Raw genomic sequence first — 15,209 nt, forward strand, 5'->3', positions numbered from 1 at the left:
ACGATCGTGGCGATCAACAAGGACCCCGAGGCCCCGATCTTCGACCTCGCGGACTACGGCATCGTCGGCGACCTCCACACCGTCGTCCCCCAGCTCACCGAGGAAGTCGCGGCCCGCAAGGGCTGAGACCGACTCCCGCCCCCGGGCGGAACGGCGTGCGTACGCGGTCCGGAGCCGCGCGGTGGAGCCCACCGCGCGGCTCCGCCGTTTCCCGGCCCCCTCACCACCGTTGACGGCGATCACGACCGCCGCATAGCTTCGCCGTCCGGAGCCTGTCTCCGGCCGGCGGAAAACGGGAGGAGCGCGGTATGGGGCGGCGGAAGCGGTTGCCAACCACCTTCGACGCGGCGGTCGGTGCGGCGGTCGACGCATTCCTCGCCCCGGTGGACACCGAACTCGCCCGCCGCTACCCGGGCGACCCGGGCACCCGCCAGCCCGTGCACACCGTCTACGTACCCGCCGAGTCCTTCACCGGGGACACCGTCCGCGCCTGGGGCGACGCGGCCCTCGGCGCCCTCGACGAACACGCCCCGGACGCGCCCTCCTTCGCCGCCGTCCTCGGGCTCCCGGCGGAGCTGGCCGGCCCGGTGTACGAGCGGGTACGGGCCAAGCTGGAGCGGGAGCCGGTGGAGGACCTGCGCATCGACTTCGAGGACGGCTACGGCGGTCGTACGGACGCCGAGGAGGACGCCCACGCCGTGCTGGCCGCGCGCCTGGTCGCCGAGGCGTACGAGAAGGGCACCGCCCCGCCGTACACCGGAATCCGGACGAAGTGCCTGGAGGCCGCCGTACGCGACCGGGCCATCCGCACCCTCGACCTCTTCCTCACCGGACTCGTCGAGCACGGCGGGCTGCCCCGCGGCCTGGTGCTCACACTCCCCAAGGTGACCTATGCCGAACAGGTCGCCGCGATGGACCGGCTGCTCGCCGCCTTCGAGACCGCCCACGGCCTCGGCCCCGGGACGATCGGCTTCGAGATACAGATCGAGACCAGCCAGGCCGTCCTCGCCGCCGACGGCACCGCGACCGTCGCCCGGATGATCGGGGCCGCCGGGGGCCGCGCCACCGGACTGCACTACGGCACCTTCGACTACAGCGCCTGCCTCGGCGTCGGCGCGGCCCACCAGTCGAGCGACCATCCGGCCGCCGACCACGCCAAGGCCGTGATGCAGGTGGCCGCCGCGGGTACCGGCGTACGGGTGTCCGACGGCTCCACCAATGTCCTGCCCGTCGGCCCGGCCGACCGGGTCCACGAGGCCTGGCGGCTCCACTACGGCCTCACCCGCCGCGCACTGGCCCGCGCCTACTACCAGGGCTGGGACATGCACCCCGGACATCTGCCCACCCGCTACGCCGCCGTGTTCGCCTACTACCGGGAGGGCCTGGACCGGACCGCCGCCCGACTGGCCGCGTACGCGAACAGGTCCACGGGCGACGTGATGGACGAACCCGCCACGGCCAGGGCGCTCGGCGGCCATCTGCTCCGAGGGCTGGACTGCGGCGCCCTCGACCCGGCGGAAGTCACCGGGCTCACCGGTCTGACCCGCGCGGATCTGGAGTCCTTCGCCTTCCCCCGGCGCGTCGGCCGGGCAGGGGCGGGCGGGTAGGCGCGTACGGCGAACACGCGCGGCGCCCGCGGCCGGAGACCGGCCGCGGGCGCTTCGTGCTGGTGGTGCTGTCGGAGTGTCAGGGACGCCAGATGAGCAGGTCGTAGCGTCCCGTGACCGGGTTGGGCGAGCAGTCGAAGTAGGAGGCGCCGCCCCACATGAGCCACCACGTGGCGGCCTGGGCGCACTCGCCCCAGGTGGCGTAGTCGCCACGGGGCTGCCAGCTCTTCGTGCCGACCGAGGACTGCGCCGACGTGCCCTGGGGGGAAGCCTGGGCAGTCGGAGCGGTCATGAGTCCGGCACCGGCCACGGCCGCCGCGACGGCCATACCGGCGAACACCTTACGAACAGACATGAGGTTGAGCCCTCCCTCGTCGTCTTCGCCGCCGGGGTCCCCGCCCCGGTGGCGAAAAGAAGAGTGTCCCGGTGCATCGGGCAAATCAACGGGAAGCTCATATTCCATAACGATTTGGCTGATATGCGGATGAACCGGCTGAGAATATATGCATCACGTGATGACGGGGTGGACTTACTCGTGTCCCGGATGTGCCCGTCGGTGCCACAGCCGTCATGACGGTGGGCCGGGGGCGCACGGTTCCGGATAGGTCCGGACCAATATGGACGGTTCCCTCCGGGCCCGGACGCACCGCGGCCCCGCCGGGACGGTCTGCCCGTCCCGGCGGGGCCGGGGGTGCGTTCGTACGGGGAGTTCGCGGCGGGCCGCCGCCGGCCGCCGCCGTGCTACTGAGGGGGGATCTCGCCGGAGCCGCGGGCGATCAGCCGGGTCGCCAGGGTCACCCGGGCCGGGTCGTCGTCGAAGCCGTCCAGCCGCCGGAACAGCCGCTCCGCCGCCGTACGTCCCAGCAGGGCGGCGTCCTGCGCGATGACGGTCACGCCGAGCAGGTCGGCCAGTTCGATGTCGTCGAAGCCGACCAGGGCGGTCCGCCGCGCCCGGCCCGCAAGGGCCCGCACCACCGTCACCGTCACCCGGTTGTTGCCCGCGAACAGCGCCGTCACCGGTTCCGGGCCGTCGAGCATCTCCTCGACCGCGAGACGTACTCGCTCCGGGGCCGTCGACCCCAGGGAGACCCAGGACGGATGGACCGTCAGCTCCGCGTCCTCCATGGCCGCGCGGTAGCCCCGCAGCCGCTCCACCGCGGTGTGGATCCGCGGCTGGTCGCCGATGAAACCGATCCGGCGGTGACCATGGGCGATCAGCTGGGCGACTCCCGCCCGGGCGCCGCCGCAGCTGTCGGACAGGACGGTGTCCGCGTCGATCCGCCCCGGCGGCCGGTCGACGAAGACGGTGGCGATCCCGGCTTTGATCTCCGGTTCCAGATAGCGGTGGTCGTGCCCCGCCGGAATGACGATCAGGCCGTCCACGCGCCGGGCGCAGAGCGCGAGCGCCAACTCCTGCTCGCGCTCCGGGTCCTCGGCGCTCGAACCGTTGATCAGCAGGGCGCCGTGCGCCCGGGCGACCTCCTCGACCGCCCGGCTCAGCGGTCCGTAGAACGGGTCGGCGAGATCCTCCAGCACCAGGCCGATGGAGGCGGTCCGTCCCTTGCGCAGCACCCGCGCGCTGTCGTTGCGGCGGAAACCGAGGGAATCGATGGCCTCCTGGACCCGGCGCTCGGTGTCGGCCGTGACCCCGGGCTCCCCGTTGACCACCCGGGACACCGTCTTCAGCCCGACCCCGGCGCGCGCCGCCACGTCCTTCATGGTCGGCCGGTTGCCGTAGCGGGACTCGGTGCTGCGGGAGCGGCCGGACAGCAGGGGGGAACGGTCGATGTCGGCCACGTGTGTCGTCCCGTCGTCGTGCGGTGCGGTGGGGAATGCAGCGAATGCTGCGATGAGCATAGAACCTGGACAACGTTGTCAGAGCAGGGAAGACTAGGACCGTAGCCGCCCGCAGCGGCGGGCCGCCCGGGGGGAACGGGGATCCAGGAACGATGCAGACGCAGCTCGTCGCCGCTCTCGACATCGGCGGTACCAAGATCGCCGGAGCGCTCGTGGACGGCCGTGGCCGGATCCGGTCCCGGGCCCAGCGTGCCACACCCGCCCGGGAGGACGGCGAGACCGTGATGCTCGCGGTGGCCGCGGTGCTGGCCGAACTCGCCGCCGCCCCGCTGTGGCCCCGGGTTTCGGCGGTGGGCATCGGCAGCGCCGGGCCGGTCGACGCTTCGGCGGGTACGGTCAGCCCGGTCAACGTCCCCGCCTGGCGGGACTTTCCCCTGGTCGCACGGGTGCGGCGGGCCACCGGCGGGCTGCCGGTCGGGCTGGTCGGGGACGGTGTGGCGATGACCGCGGCCGAGCACTGGCAGGGCGCGGCGCGGGGCCACGACAACGCCCTGTGCCTGGTGGTCTCCACCGGGGTCGGCGGCGGGCTGGTGCTCGGCGGCCGGCTCCATCCAGGGCCCACGGGCAACGCGGGCCATATCGGCCATATCAGTGTGGACTTCGACGGCGAACCGTGCCCCTGCGGCGGCCGCGGCTGTGTGGAAGGCATCGCCAGCGGTCCCAACATCGCCCGCCGGGCGCTCGACGGCGGGTGGCGGCCCGGGCCGGACGGGGACGCCTCCGCGGCGGCGGTCGCGGCGGCCGCCCGGGCCGGACATCCCGTCGCCCGGGCCTCGTTCGAGCGGGCTGCCCAGGCGCTCGCCGCGGGTATCGCGGCGACGGCGAGCCTGGTCGAGATCGATATCGCGGTCGTCGGCGGGGGAGTGGCGGGCGCCGGGGACGTCCTCTTCACCCCGCTGCGCCGGAGCCTGTGCGACTACGCCACGCTCTCCTTCGTCCGCCGGCTCGCCGTGGTCCCGGCACTGACCGGGACGGACGCCGGGCTGGTCGGCGCGGCGGCGGCGGTCGTTGCCCCCGCGCGGGAAGGGGATCAGGCACGGGAAGGGGATCCGGCGGACGTCGCCGACGCGGTGTGAGGGCCGTGCCGCAAGCCGGTGTACCGTCCCGGCTCCGGCGAGCCGCGGAGCACCGCGGAATCCCGGGGTACCGCAGGCCGGTCCGGCGTGTCGCGCCGGACCGGGGCCGGATCCGGCCCCGGGACCCCCTTACGTAGGGTGAGACGCCCACGGCGCCCGCGCGGACGCCCCGGCAGGGACCCGTACGCCCGGACACCCGGACACACTTCGGCCGGTGACGGCCACGGACGCCCTCCACGGGTTACGCGGCGGGGCGTTGCGGGCAATCCACTGTGGGCTATGGAAGAGGGGGAACCGTGATCGTCTGGATCAACGGTGCGTTCGGAGCAGGCAAAACGACCACCGCAGGCGAACTGGTCGATCTGATCCCGAACAGCACGCTGTACGACCCCGAACTCATCGGCGCGGAACTGCGTCTGCTGCTGCCGCCGAAGACGCTCGACGAGGTGGGGGACTTCCAGGACCTGCCGATCTGGCGACGGCTCGTGGTGGACACGGCGGCCGCCCTGCTGGCACAGCTGGGCGGGGTGCTGGTGGTGCCGATGACACTGCTGCGTCAGGAGTACCGGGACGAGATCTTCGGGGGGCTCGCGGCCCGCCGGATCCCGGTGCACCAGGTGCTGCTGAGGCCTGATGAAACGATCCTGCGCGCCCGGATCGCCGCCCGGGACGAGCCGGAGGCGGTGCTCCCGGGTGCCAACGGCGCGGGTGTGCCGGGTGTGCCGGGTGGTGGTGACGGTCCGGCGGCCCGGTCGGGGGACGCGGAAGGCCGCCGCCGGTGGGCGTACGACCGCATCGACACCTACCGCGCGGCGCTGGGATGGCTCGGGACCGACGCCTTCGTCGTCGACAACGGGCTGCTCGACCCGCGCCAGACCGCGCACCGGATCGCCGAGGCCGTACGCAGCGGGGAGGCCCCCGTCTGCGAGATCGTGCAGACGCCCGAGCCCACCGCCGAGACCGTGGCCGCCGGGGTGCTCCTCTTCGACGACCAGGACCGGGTGCTGCTGGTCGACCCGACGTACAAGCCCGGCTGGGAGTTCCCCGGCGGTGTGGTGGAGACGGGCGAGGCCCCCGCACGCGCCGGGATGCGCGAGGTCACCGAGGAACTGGGCATCGAACTCGACCGGGTGCCCCGCCTGCTGGTCGTCGACTGGGAGCCCCCGAAGCCGCCCGGCTACGGCGGGCTGCGGCTGCTCTTCGACGGCGGCAGGCTGGACGCCGCCGAGGCCGAACGGGTCAGGCTGCCCGGACGGGAGCTGCGGAGCTGGCGCTTCGTCGCCGAGCGCGAGGCCGCGCAACTGCTGCCGCCGAACCGGTACGAACGGCTGCGCTGGGCACTGCGGGCCAGGGAACGCGGGGTGGTGCTGAACCTGGAGGCGGGCGTCCCGGTCGGCTGACACCCGGCCCCGGGCGGCGGCGCGCCCCTCCTGCCGCCCGGGGCCGGTCAGGTCCCTTCTGCCGTGCCGGGCGGGACGACCGTGCCCTGGTGGTAGTACAAACGCCACCCGGCGCCGCCGTCCCCCCGCCGCCAGATCGAACTGTGCCGCGACCGGCGCGGGCCGATGACCACCTCGTACGTCACATGGACAACACCGGGCGCCAGTACGGTCCCGGTCATCCCAACGGGCTCGTACCGCGGACCGTCCTCGGACGCGCCCGGGGCCACGGGCAGCTCCGCGAGCATCGACTCCCGGTCCCACCGGCGGCCCGAAGCCCCCACCTCCACAAAACCGGGGTCCAGCAGCCGCCCGGCCCGCTCCCGGTCCGACCGTACCCGCGGAGTCAGCAGCTCCAGCTCACCCGCGATCGCCTCGGCCACCCCGTCCGGGGCCATCGCGTCCGAAGTCACCCCGTCCGGGGCCGTCGCGTCCGGGGCCGCCGCGCCCGGTGTCCCACCCGCCGGACCGCCCGCTGCCCGACCGCCTGCTGTTGGACCGCCCGCCGCCCCGCTCGCCGGACCGCCCTCCGCCGTAACGCCCTTCGCCGGGCCGCTCGTCCCGGCCCCGCCGCCGTCCCGGTCCGCCCGGCTCACTCCGCCACCGCCGCTTCCGCGGCGGCCGCGCGCAGGATCGCCGCGGTGTCCTCCGTCACCGGATCCCCGTGGCCGAAACAGACCGTCTCGGGCGCCAGCCCGGCGAGGCGGCTCATCGACTCCTTGGCCCGCGCCCGGTCGGTGTTGAACACGCCCAGAATCACGCGTCCTTCGACGGCGGCGACGGCGTCACCAGTGAACAGCACCCCGTGCCGCGGCAGATGGACCCCGATCGAACCGTCGGTGTGGCCCGGCACGTGGACCACCACCGCGCCGTCCCCGAACCCGAGTGCGTCGCCGTCGCCGACCTCGCGGTCCACCCGGGTCGGCGGGGCGGGCGGCACCGTCAGCCCGTGCTCGTAGTACGGGATCTCCCAGTCCAGCAGGACCGGTTCGGGAGTCGGGGCCTCGCCCCGGACGACCGGGGCGTCCAGCCAGTGCGCCAGGATCTCGGCACCGTACCGGTCGGCCAGCTCCTGTGCCGCGCCCACATGGTCGCGGTGGCAGTGCGTCAGCACGATCCGCCGGAGCCGGGCGGGATCCTGGCCCGTGGCCCGTATCCCCTCCTCAATGGCCGGACCGGCCGTGACATCACCGGAGTCGATCAGGGTCAGCCCGTCGTCGTCGCGCCAGAGATACGCCTGGCCGACCGGGAAGCGGAACATATGGAGCCGGGGCCGTACGTCAACGATGTCCATGGCCCGAATCTAGGCACGCCGACCGGGCCGCGTCGCGCGAGTACGCCGAGCGCGATCTTCGCCCGGCGCTGAATCGTTCCGGGCCCAGGGGCTCCCGCGCCGGACACGGAGGGCACCTCACCCGCGCGGGTGGGGTTTCCCCGGACCGGCGGCGTGGCACTCCGGACCGGGTCACACTGGCCTGGTCGGCCGTGGAGGTGCGAGGAGTGAGCGTTGCCGGTTTGACGGATCATCACGGCCCCTGGACCGTCGAGGATGTCCTGGCCCTGCCCGAGGACCGCTCGGTGCGCTACGAGCTGCTGGGGGAATCCCTCGTGATGTCTCCCGCTCCCGGGCTGCGTCATCAACGCGCGAGCTACCGGCTCCATGTCGCACTCGACGCCGCGGCGCAGGCCGCCGGCGCGCCGGCGGAGGTCCTGGAGGCCGTCAGTGTCGTCCTCCCCGTCGGTCTGGTCGTCCCGGACATCGTCGTCGCCGACGCAAGCGCCACCGTGGACGATGCCGTGAGTATCGGTGCCGACGCCGTTCAGCTGGTCGTCGAGCTGGTGTCCCCCGGCAACCGGACGCTGGACCGCAAACTCAAACCCCTGCTCTACGCCGAGGCCGCGATCCCGCACTACTGGCGGTTCGAGTTCGACCCGGCGCCCCGCCTGATCGTCGGCGAACTCGACCGCGGCCGCTACACCGAGCGGACGGCAACCCTGCCCGGCGCGGTCGCCACGGTCGACCGGCCCTTCCCCATGGAGATCGACCCGGCGGGAATCGCCCGCCGGTAGTCCGGATTCCGTGCGGCCCGCGGTCCATGGCGTGCCCGTTAGCCCGGCGCGCCCGGACCAGGGCTGCCGGGTCCGGGCACGCGGTACCGGGACGGCCCGGTACCGCGGACTCCTTTCCGGCCTACTTCGACGCCGCGTAGTTCCGCAGGAACAGTGCCTCGGTCACCGACAGGCGCTCCAGCTCCTCCGGGGACACCGACTCGTTCGGCGCGTGGATCTGGGCCGCCGGGTCGCTCAGGCCGATGAGAAGGATCTCCGCCTCGGGGTAGAGGTCCGCCAGGGTGCCGCAGAGCGGAATGGAGCCGCCCATGCCCGCGGTCTGCATCTCCTGCCCCGGGTAGGCCACGCGCATGGCGTCCGCCATCGCCGTGTACGCCGGGCTGCCGGTGTCCGCCCGGAACGGCTGCCCCTGGCCGACCTGCTCCACCGAGACCCGCGCGCCCCAGGGCGTGTGCTTCTCCAGATGTGCCGTCAGCAGCCCGGTGGCCGCCGCCGCGTCCTGGCCCGGGGGAACCCGCAGGCTGACCGTCGCCCGGGCGCTCGCCTGCACCGACGGGGTCGCCCCGACGACCGGCGGGCAGTCGATGCCGATTACGGACACCGCGGGGCGGGCCCACAGCCGGTCCGCGACCGTGCCGGTGCCGATCAGCTCCACCCCGTCGAGGACCTTCGCGTCCGAGCGGAAGGCGTCCTCGGGGTAGTCCAGGCCGTCCCAGGACTGGCCGGCCTCCAGGCCGTCGACCGTCGTCGAGCCGTCCTCGGCGCGCAGCGAGTCGAGCACCCGGATCAGCGCGGCCAGCGCGTCCGGGGCCGCCCCGCCGAACTGGCCCGAGTGGAGGTTTCCGGCCAGAGTGTCGACCCGTACCCGCAGCATGGTCATACCGCGCAGGGTCGCCGTCACCGTCGGCAGGCCGGTCCGGAAGTTCCCGGTGTCACCGATCACCACGGCGTCCGCCGCCAGCAGTTCCGGGTGCTGCTCGGCGTACCGCTCCAGACCACCGGTGCCCTGCTCCTCCGAGCCCTCGGCGATCACCTTCACGTTCACCGGCACCCCGCCGCCCGCCTTGAGGGCGCGCAGCGCGAGCAGATGCATCAGGAAGCCGCCCTTGCAGTCGGCGGCGCCCCGCCCGTACCAGCGGCCGTCGCGCTCGGTCAGCTCGAACGGCGGGGAGTCCCAGGCGGCGGGGTCCAGCGGCGGCTGGACGTCGTAGTGCGCGTACAGCAGGACCGTCGGCGCGCCCTCGGGGCCCGGCAGAAAGCCGTACACCGACTCGGTGCCGTCCGGGGTGCCGAAGACCGACACGTCGGTGAAGCCCTCGGCGCGCAGCGCGTCCGCGCACCAGCGGGCCGCGCCCTCGCACTCGCTCCGCGGGAACTGCTCCGGATCCGCCACCGAGGCGAACGCCACCAGTTCGGCCAGCTCGGCACGGGCCCGGGGCATCAGCCCCGCGACGGTCTCGGCGATCCGGTGGTCGGACATGGGCACGCTCCTGGGGGCTGCGACGTTGAGGGTAGGTGTACGGCGAACGCGCGGTCGATCCTGCCACAGCGAGCGGGTGCGGCCGCGCCGTAGGATGCCGTGCGAGAGCAGCGGGCACGCGTCGGATATCGGGAGCATAACCACATCGTGAGCAGCGAGAACGGTGTCACCGGGGCAGAGTCGGAAGCACAGGGGCACAGCGGCCCGGTGTGGGACGTGGTCGTGGTCGGCGCGGGGCCGGCCGGAGCGTCCGCGGCATACGCGGCGGCGGTGGCGGGCCGCCGGGTCCTCCTGGTGGAGAAGGCCGAACTGCCCCGCTACAAGACCTGCGGCGGCGGCATCATCGGCCCGTCCCGCGACAGCCTGCCGCCCGGCTTCGAACTGCCGTTGCGCGACCGGGTGCATGCGGTCACCTTCAGCCTCAACGGCAGACTGTCGCGGACCCGCAAGTCCAAGCGGATGCTCTTCGGGCTGATCAACCGCCCCGAGTTCGACGCCCTGCTCGTCGAGCACGCCGAGAAGGCGGGAGCCGTCCTGCGGACGGGAGTCGCCGTCGCCCGGGTGGAGCAGCACGGCGCGGCCGTGCCGGACCGGCGGACGGTGGCCGTGGTCACCACCACCGGGGAGACGATCCTCGCGCACGCGGTCGTCGGCGCGGACGGCAGCGCCAGCCGGATAGGGAAGCACGTCGGCGTCAAGCTCGACCAGGTGGACCTCGGCCTCGAGGCCGAGATCCCGGTGCCCGAGCCGGTTGCCGAGGACTGGGCCGGGCGGGTCCTGATCGACTGGGGTCCGATGCCCGGCAGTTACGGCTGGGTGTTCCCCAAGGGGCGGACGCTCACGGTCGGGGTCATCGCGGCCCGCGGCGAGGGCTCCGCGACCAAACGGTATCTGGAGGACTTCATCGCCCGCCTCGGGCTGGCCGGCTTCGAGCCGTCGGTCTCCTCGGGGCATCTCACCCGCTGCCGTAGCGACGATTCGCCGCTCTCCCGCGGCCGGGTGCTGGTCTGCGGAGACGCGGCCGGGCTGCTGGAGCCGTGGACCCGTGAGGGCATCTCCTTCGCCCTGCGGTCGGGACGGCTCGCGGGGGAGTGGGCGGTCCGGATCGCCGAGGCCCACGACGCGGTCGACGCCCGGCGGCAGGCGCTGAACTACGCCTTCGCCATCAAGGCGGGGCTCGGTGTCGAGATGGCCGTCGGACGGCGCATGCTCGGTGTCTTCGAACGCCGCCCCGGGCTGGTCCACGCGGCGCTCACCGGTCTGCGTCCGGCCTGGCGCGCCTTCACCGACATCACCCGTGGTTCGGCCACGCTGGCCGGGCTGGTCCGGGGCAGCGGTGTGGCCCGTCGCGCGCTGGAGGCGCTGGACCGCCGGATGGGCGATCCCGGCCGTCCCGCGGACCGCGGCGCGGCCGACGCTCCGGAGTCGCCGGACCACGACTCCGACGAGAAGGAGCCGTCGACCACGTAGGAGCTTTCCTGCCTGCGGAGCGGCCCGGCCCGGATCCCCGGTCCGGTGTCCGCGGCGCAGGCCGGCCGGCTGCACGGCGGTCCGCACACCGCGGTCACGTACACGGCGGTCCCGTACACGGCGGGGGATTCTTTCCGGGAACACCCGGGGGAGTCCCCCGCTGCCGTTCCCCGTTCCCCGTGGGCGCCGGTCACCTCCGGGGACCGGGGCGCCGGGATCCCTGCCACCGGCTGTTTCCCGCGTCTGTTTCCCGCGGGCGCCGGTCACCTCTCGCCGGTGATCCGGAACACCGGGTGCCGGTGGGCCGCCGCCAGCAGCTCGTCGTCCGTCGCGGCAGCGGTCACGCCGTCGAAGAACCGGCCGACCTCCCAGCCCCAGCGCTCCAGATAGGCCCGGAGCACGGCCGGCTTCTCGGCGTCGGCCAGCTCCACCGCGGTGAAGTGCCGCACCTTCCGGCCCAGCGTGAGACGTCCGCCGCCGGCCGCCCGCATATTGCGCACCCACTGGGAGTGGCCGCGCGCCGAGACCAGATAGTCGGCGCCCTCGAACGCCAGGGGATTGACCGGGATACTGCGCCACTCGCCGCTGCTGCGCCCGCGGACCGACAGCTCCGCCGACCCCATCAGGCTCACCCCGCGCCGGGCGAGCCGGGCGACGATCGCACCGAACGCACGGTCCAGACGGCCCGGGCGGAGATAGCGGGCGGCTTTGTCACCGGCCCGGGAACCCTGGGGCGAGGGATTCCGAGAGGCCCGATCGGCCTGGTGGGTCTGCTGCGACGCCGAGGTCTCCAAGGGCCGGGTGGTCTGCTGCGGTGACATGGGAACTCCTGGGGTCCGAGTGGCGAGTGCGGTGAATGTGGCAAGCGATTCGCAATGGGTCACCGTTTCCAGTGTGGATCGGCGACCCGTTGCGAGAGCGGTGCTCTCTCTTGAGATCAGTGTCCACGGATTGCCGCTCCAATGCAAGAGCAGTGCTCTCGAAATTGGTCAGTGCTCCGAAACATGGAACACTCCCCCCATGACCACGATCCGCGGGGCCAGAGACCGGGCCCGAGCCGAAGTCACCGCCGCCATCAAGGACGCCGCACGGCGGCAGGTCGCGTCGGAGGGGGCGACCAAACTCTCCCTGCGCGCCGTCGCCCGTGAGCTGGGCATGGTCTCCTCCGCGCTCTACCGCTACTTCCCGAGCCGCGACGAGCTGCTGACCGCCCTGATCATCGACGCCTACGACGCCCTCGGCGAAGCCGCCGAATCGGCGCTCGCCACCACCCCCGCCACGGCCGCCCCCACCGACCGCTGGGCCGCCGTCTGCGGTGCCGTCCGTGCCTGGGCCCTCGCCCACCCCCACGAGTACGCCCTCCTCTACGGCTCACCCGTCCCCGGATACACCGCGCCCCAGGACACCGTCGGCCCCGCCGCCCGGGTCGGCGCCGTGATGTTCACCGTCGTCCGGGACGCCCACGCCGCCGGACGGCTCGCCCTTCCGCCCCTCGACCGGGCCCTGACCGCCGAGGCCCGCAGGCTCGCCGCCGACTTCGCCCCCGATCTGCCGCCCGCCGTAGTCCTGGCCCTGGTCGCCGTCTGGGCACAGCTCTTCGGGCTGATCTCCTTCGAACTGTTCGGGCAGTTCAACAAGCTCGTCGAGGAGCGGGACGCCTTCTACTCCCGGGCCGTGGACCGGCTCGCGTACGAGGCCGGGCTGATCCGCAGGCCGTGACCGCCGCGCCCGGCCACCGGCGTTCCGCCACCTCGGCGGCCGTACGCCACGGACCGCGGCCAACGGCCGCCCGCACCGCGGTCGCAGCCGCTGCCCGCCGCCGTACTGCCGGTGGAGTACGAGCGATCACCCCGCCGGGCTGACGCACCGCCGTGGCGGCCCGTCTACGGTGGCCGCCATGGACGACAAGGCGGTGCCCACCTGCAGTCTTTCCGTCACGGGCGACCGGGAGGAACCGCCGTGGGCCCGGATCTGGGAGCGCCGCCGCGCCGCCGCCGGGCTGCCGTGGCCCTCGACCCTGCTGGTCGCGGTGTTCACCGTCGTCGGCGCGGGCGTCGCCGAGGCCAAGGGGCATCCCGGCGTCCGGGAACCCCTCGACGGCCTCGGCCGGGTTCTGCTGGTGATGCCCGCGGCCTTCCTGCTGCTCAGGCTCCGCCGGCCCGTCGCCGTACTGGCCGCCACGACCGCCGCCACCCTGCTCTACCTCTGCGCGGGCTATCCGTACGGCCCCTCGGTACTCCCGCTCGTCGTCGCCGTGTTCTCCGCCGTCGTGGCCGGACACCGGCGCGCCGCCTGGTGGGCGGCGGGAGTGTTCTGGGCTGGTCATGTGCTGCTCTCCCACTGGCTGTACGCCTATCTGCCGCCCGACGGGGACCGGGCCGTCCCCTGGGGCAAGGAGCTGGTGGTCGCCGCCTGGACGACCGCCATCCTGGCGGGCTCCGAACTGGTCCGGGTCCGCCGGGCGGAATGGGCCCGCGCCGCCGCCGAACGCGCGGTCGCGGCGCGCCGCCGAGCCGACGAGGAGCGGCTGCTGATCGCCCGTGAGCTGCACGACGTCCTCGCGCACTCCCTCTCCGTCATCCATGTCCAGGCGGGCGTCGGACTCGCCCTGCTGGACCGCGACACCGAACAGGCGCGGACCGCGCTCACCGCCATCAAGGCCGCCAGCAAGGAGGCGCTCGGCGACGTCCGCCAAGTCCTGGACAGCCTCCGCACCCCCGGCGATGCCCCGCGCGCCCCCGCCCCCGGCCTGGACCGGCTGCCCGAGCTGGTCGACCAGGCCGCAGGCGTCGGCCTCACCGTCACCGTCGAACGCACGGGCACTCCAGCCGCGCTCCCGCCGGGCACGGACCTCGCCGCGTTCCGGATCGTCCAGGAGGCACTGACCAACGTCGTACGCCACTCCGGGTCCCGTACCGCCGGGGTCCGGATCTCCTACGGGCCGGGGCGGCTGACGCTGCGCATCGACGACGAGGGGCCCGCAACCGGCTCCCACGCGGGCGGCAGCGGCAACGGCCTGGCCGGGATGCGGGAACGGGCCGCCGGGCTCGGTGGCACCATCGAGGCGGGGCACCGGCCGGGCGGGGGATACACCGTCCGCGCCGATCTGCCCCTCCGGTCCGAGAAGACGCCGTGACCTCGGCCGCGCCCGGGACACCCCGCGGCGGCGCCGGACCGGCCGTACCGTACGAAGGAGAGACGATGGTTCGGGTGCTGCTCGCCGACGACCAACTACTGGTCCGGGCAGGCTTCCGGGCGCTGCTCGACGCCCAGGAGGACATCGAGGTCGCGGGCGAGGCCGCCGACGGCGCCGAAGCCGTACGCCTGGCCGCCGAGGCACGGCCGGACGTGGTGCTGATGGATATCCGGATGCCGGTGCTCGACGGCCTCGCGGCGACCCGCCGGATCACCGCGGACCCCGGACTCGCCGGAGTGAAGGTGATCATGCTCACCACCTTCGAACTCGACGAATACGTCTTCGAGGCGATCCGTTCGGGCGCCTCCGGCTTCCTGGTGAAGGACACCGAACCCGACGAACTGCTGCGTGCGGTCCGCGCGGTGGTCGCCGGGGACGCCCTGCTCTCCCCGGGGGTGACGCGCAGACTCATCGCCGAGTTCGCCGCGCGCTCCAAGGCACCCGCGGACGACGGGCTGCTCGCCGGGCTCACCGAGCGGGAGCGGGAGGTGATGGCCCTGGTCGGCATCGGCCTGTCGAACGAGGAGATAGCCCGCAGGCTCGTCGTCAGCCCCCTCACGGCCAAAACGCATGTCAGCCGCACGATGGTGAAACTCGGCGCCCGCGACCGGGCGCAGCTGGTCGTCCTCGCCTACGAGTCCGGTCTGGTCCGCCCGGGCTGGCTGGGCTGACCGCCCGGACCGGGCCCGGTCCCGTCCGGGCGGCCGCCCTCCCGCCGCCCGGCCCGGTCCCGTACGGGGGCGAAGCGCCACAGCACCGTCGCCACCCGCACCACGAACACCAGCACGGCCGCGGCCCTGCCGATGGCTCTCAGAGCGTCCTCGAACCCTTCGGACAGGGGGAAGAGCAGGGCGGGCCCGGCTACGGCGCCGAATACGACGGCCGCCGCGAAGACGGCGCTGGCCAGCGCATAGCCGATCTCCACGGTGACCGCGTCGCGTTCGGCCCGGGTCCGGCCCGGACGTTCGGCCCGGGCTCCGTCCCGGAAACGGTCGGACTGCACGGCGGCTCCTC

At 73.8% G+C, this 15,209-nt stretch carries 15 protein-coding genes and 1 pseudogene; 9 read left to right on the forward strand and 7 right to left on the reverse strand.

Annotated features, from left to right (window positions below; all coding sequences use genetic code 11):
- Both ACWDR0_RS19060 and ACWDR0_RS19065 read left to right on the forward strand, forming a co-directional pair.
- Nucleotides 1-126, forward strand: a pseudogene (locus ACWDR0_RS19060) (electron transfer flavoprotein subunit alpha/FixB family protein); the annotation flags it as partial.
- A gap of 182 nt (nucleotides 127-308) precedes the next feature.
- On the forward strand, nucleotides 309-1,607 hold the full coding sequence (locus ACWDR0_RS19065; RefSeq protein WP_456352860.1) for a DUF6986 family protein: 1,299 nt from the start codon (nucleotides 309-311) through the stop codon (nucleotides 1,605-1,607).
- A gap of 79 nt (nucleotides 1,608-1,686) precedes the next feature.
- Here ACWDR0_RS19065 and ACWDR0_RS19070 read toward each other — a convergent pair whose 3' ends face one another.
- Both ACWDR0_RS19070 and ACWDR0_RS19075 read right to left on the reverse strand, forming a co-directional pair.
- Nucleotides 1,687-1,962 carry a hypothetical protein gene (locus ACWDR0_RS19070; RefSeq protein ID WP_456352861.1) on the reverse strand — a complete coding sequence of 92 codons (276 nt, stop codon included), beginning with the start codon at nucleotides 1,960-1,962 and terminating at the stop codon, nucleotides 1,687-1,689.
- Nucleotides 1,963-2,348: 386 nt separating this feature from the next.
- Nucleotides 2,349-3,326, reverse strand: coding sequence for a LacI family DNA-binding transcriptional regulator (locus tag ACWDR0_RS19075; protein WP_456352915.1), 978 nt, complete (start codon nucleotides 3,324-3,326; stop codon nucleotides 2,349-2,351).
- A gap of 230 nt (nucleotides 3,327-3,556) precedes the next feature.
- Between ACWDR0_RS19075 and ACWDR0_RS19080 the strand changes: the two genes are divergently transcribed.
- Nucleotides 3,557-4,540, forward strand: a complete 984-nt coding sequence (locus ACWDR0_RS19080; protein ID WP_456352862.1) for an ROK family protein — start codon at nucleotides 3,557-3,559, stop codon at nucleotides 4,538-4,540.
- Nucleotides 4,541-4,836: 296 nt separating this feature from the next.
- Nucleotides 4,837-5,940: an NUDIX domain-containing protein gene (locus tag ACWDR0_RS19085; RefSeq protein ID WP_456352863.1), complete on the forward strand. Its 1,104-nt coding sequence runs from the start codon at nucleotides 4,837-4,839 to the stop codon at nucleotides 5,938-5,940.
- Nucleotides 5,941-5,987: 47 nt separating this feature from the next.
- On the opposite strand, the gene ACWDR0_RS19090 is transcribed toward ACWDR0_RS19085, so the two are convergent.
- Nucleotides 5,988-6,377 carry a nuclear transport factor 2 family protein gene (locus tag ACWDR0_RS19090; RefSeq protein WP_456352916.1) on the reverse strand — a complete coding sequence of 130 codons (390 nt, stop codon included), beginning with the start codon at nucleotides 6,375-6,377 and terminating at the stop codon, nucleotides 5,988-5,990.
- Between the two features lie 194 nt (nucleotides 6,378-6,571).
- Nucleotides 6,572-7,273 (reverse strand): MBL fold metallo-hydrolase, encoded by a 702-nt coding sequence (locus ACWDR0_RS19095; RefSeq protein ID WP_456352864.1) that lies wholly within the window; start codon nucleotides 7,271-7,273, stop codon nucleotides 6,572-6,574.
- A 206-nt stretch (nucleotides 7,274-7,479) separates the two neighbouring features.
- Here ACWDR0_RS19095 and ACWDR0_RS19100 point away from each other — a divergent pair, with 206 nt between their 5' ends.
- The gene (locus tag ACWDR0_RS19100) at nucleotides 7,480-8,049 is read left to right on the forward strand and encodes a Uma2 family endonuclease (protein WP_456352865.1); all 570 of its coding nucleotides are present in this window, start codon (nucleotides 7,480-7,482) and stop codon (nucleotides 8,047-8,049) included.
- A 121-nt stretch (nucleotides 8,050-8,170) separates the two neighbouring features.
- Here ACWDR0_RS19100 and ACWDR0_RS19105 read toward each other — a convergent pair whose 3' ends face one another.
- Entirely contained in the window at nucleotides 8,171-9,529 is a 1,359-nt protein-coding gene (locus ACWDR0_RS19105; protein WP_456352866.1) for a M20/M25/M40 family metallo-hydrolase, read from the reverse strand.
- Between the two features lie 147 nt (nucleotides 9,530-9,676).
- Between ACWDR0_RS19105 and ACWDR0_RS19110 the strand changes: the two genes are divergently transcribed.
- Entirely contained in the window at nucleotides 9,677-10,999 is a 1,323-nt protein-coding gene (locus ACWDR0_RS19110; RefSeq protein ID WP_456352867.1) for a geranylgeranyl reductase family protein, read from the forward strand.
- Between the two features lie 263 nt (nucleotides 11,000-11,262).
- On the opposite strand, the gene ACWDR0_RS19115 is transcribed toward ACWDR0_RS19110, so the two are convergent.
- On the reverse strand, nucleotides 11,263-11,820 hold the full coding sequence (locus tag ACWDR0_RS19115; protein WP_456352868.1) for a nitroreductase/quinone reductase family protein: 558 nt from the start codon (nucleotides 11,818-11,820) through the stop codon (nucleotides 11,263-11,265).
- Between the two features lie 199 nt (nucleotides 11,821-12,019).
- Here ACWDR0_RS19115 and ACWDR0_RS19120 point away from each other — a divergent pair, with 199 nt between their 5' ends.
- From ACWDR0_RS19120 to ACWDR0_RS19130, 3 genes are all read left to right on the forward strand, one after another.
- Nucleotides 12,020-12,718, forward strand: coding sequence for a TetR/AcrR family transcriptional regulator (locus ACWDR0_RS19120; protein ID WP_456352869.1), 699 nt, complete (start codon nucleotides 12,020-12,022; stop codon nucleotides 12,716-12,718).
- A 178-nt stretch (nucleotides 12,719-12,896) separates the two neighbouring features.
- A complete protein-coding gene (locus tag ACWDR0_RS19125; RefSeq protein ID WP_456352870.1) occupies nucleotides 12,897-14,135 on the forward strand; it encodes a sensor histidine kinase in 1,239 nt (412 codons plus the stop codon).
- 65 nt (nucleotides 14,136-14,200) lie between these two features.
- Nucleotides 14,201-14,866: a response regulator gene (locus ACWDR0_RS19130; RefSeq protein ID WP_456352871.1), complete on the forward strand. Its 666-nt coding sequence runs from the start codon at nucleotides 14,201-14,203 to the stop codon at nucleotides 14,864-14,866.
- Here ACWDR0_RS19130 and ACWDR0_RS19135 read toward each other — a convergent pair.
- Nucleotides 14,827-15,198, reverse strand: a complete 372-nt coding sequence (locus ACWDR0_RS19135; protein ID WP_456352872.1) for a DUF6332 family protein — start codon at nucleotides 15,196-15,198, stop codon at nucleotides 14,827-14,829. The genes ACWDR0_RS19130 and ACWDR0_RS19135 overlap by 40 nt on opposite strands.
- Between the last annotated feature and the right edge of the window lie 11 nt (nucleotides 15,199-15,209).

The sequence above is a fragment of the Streptomyces sp. NPDC003691 genome (genome assembly GCF_053981115.1).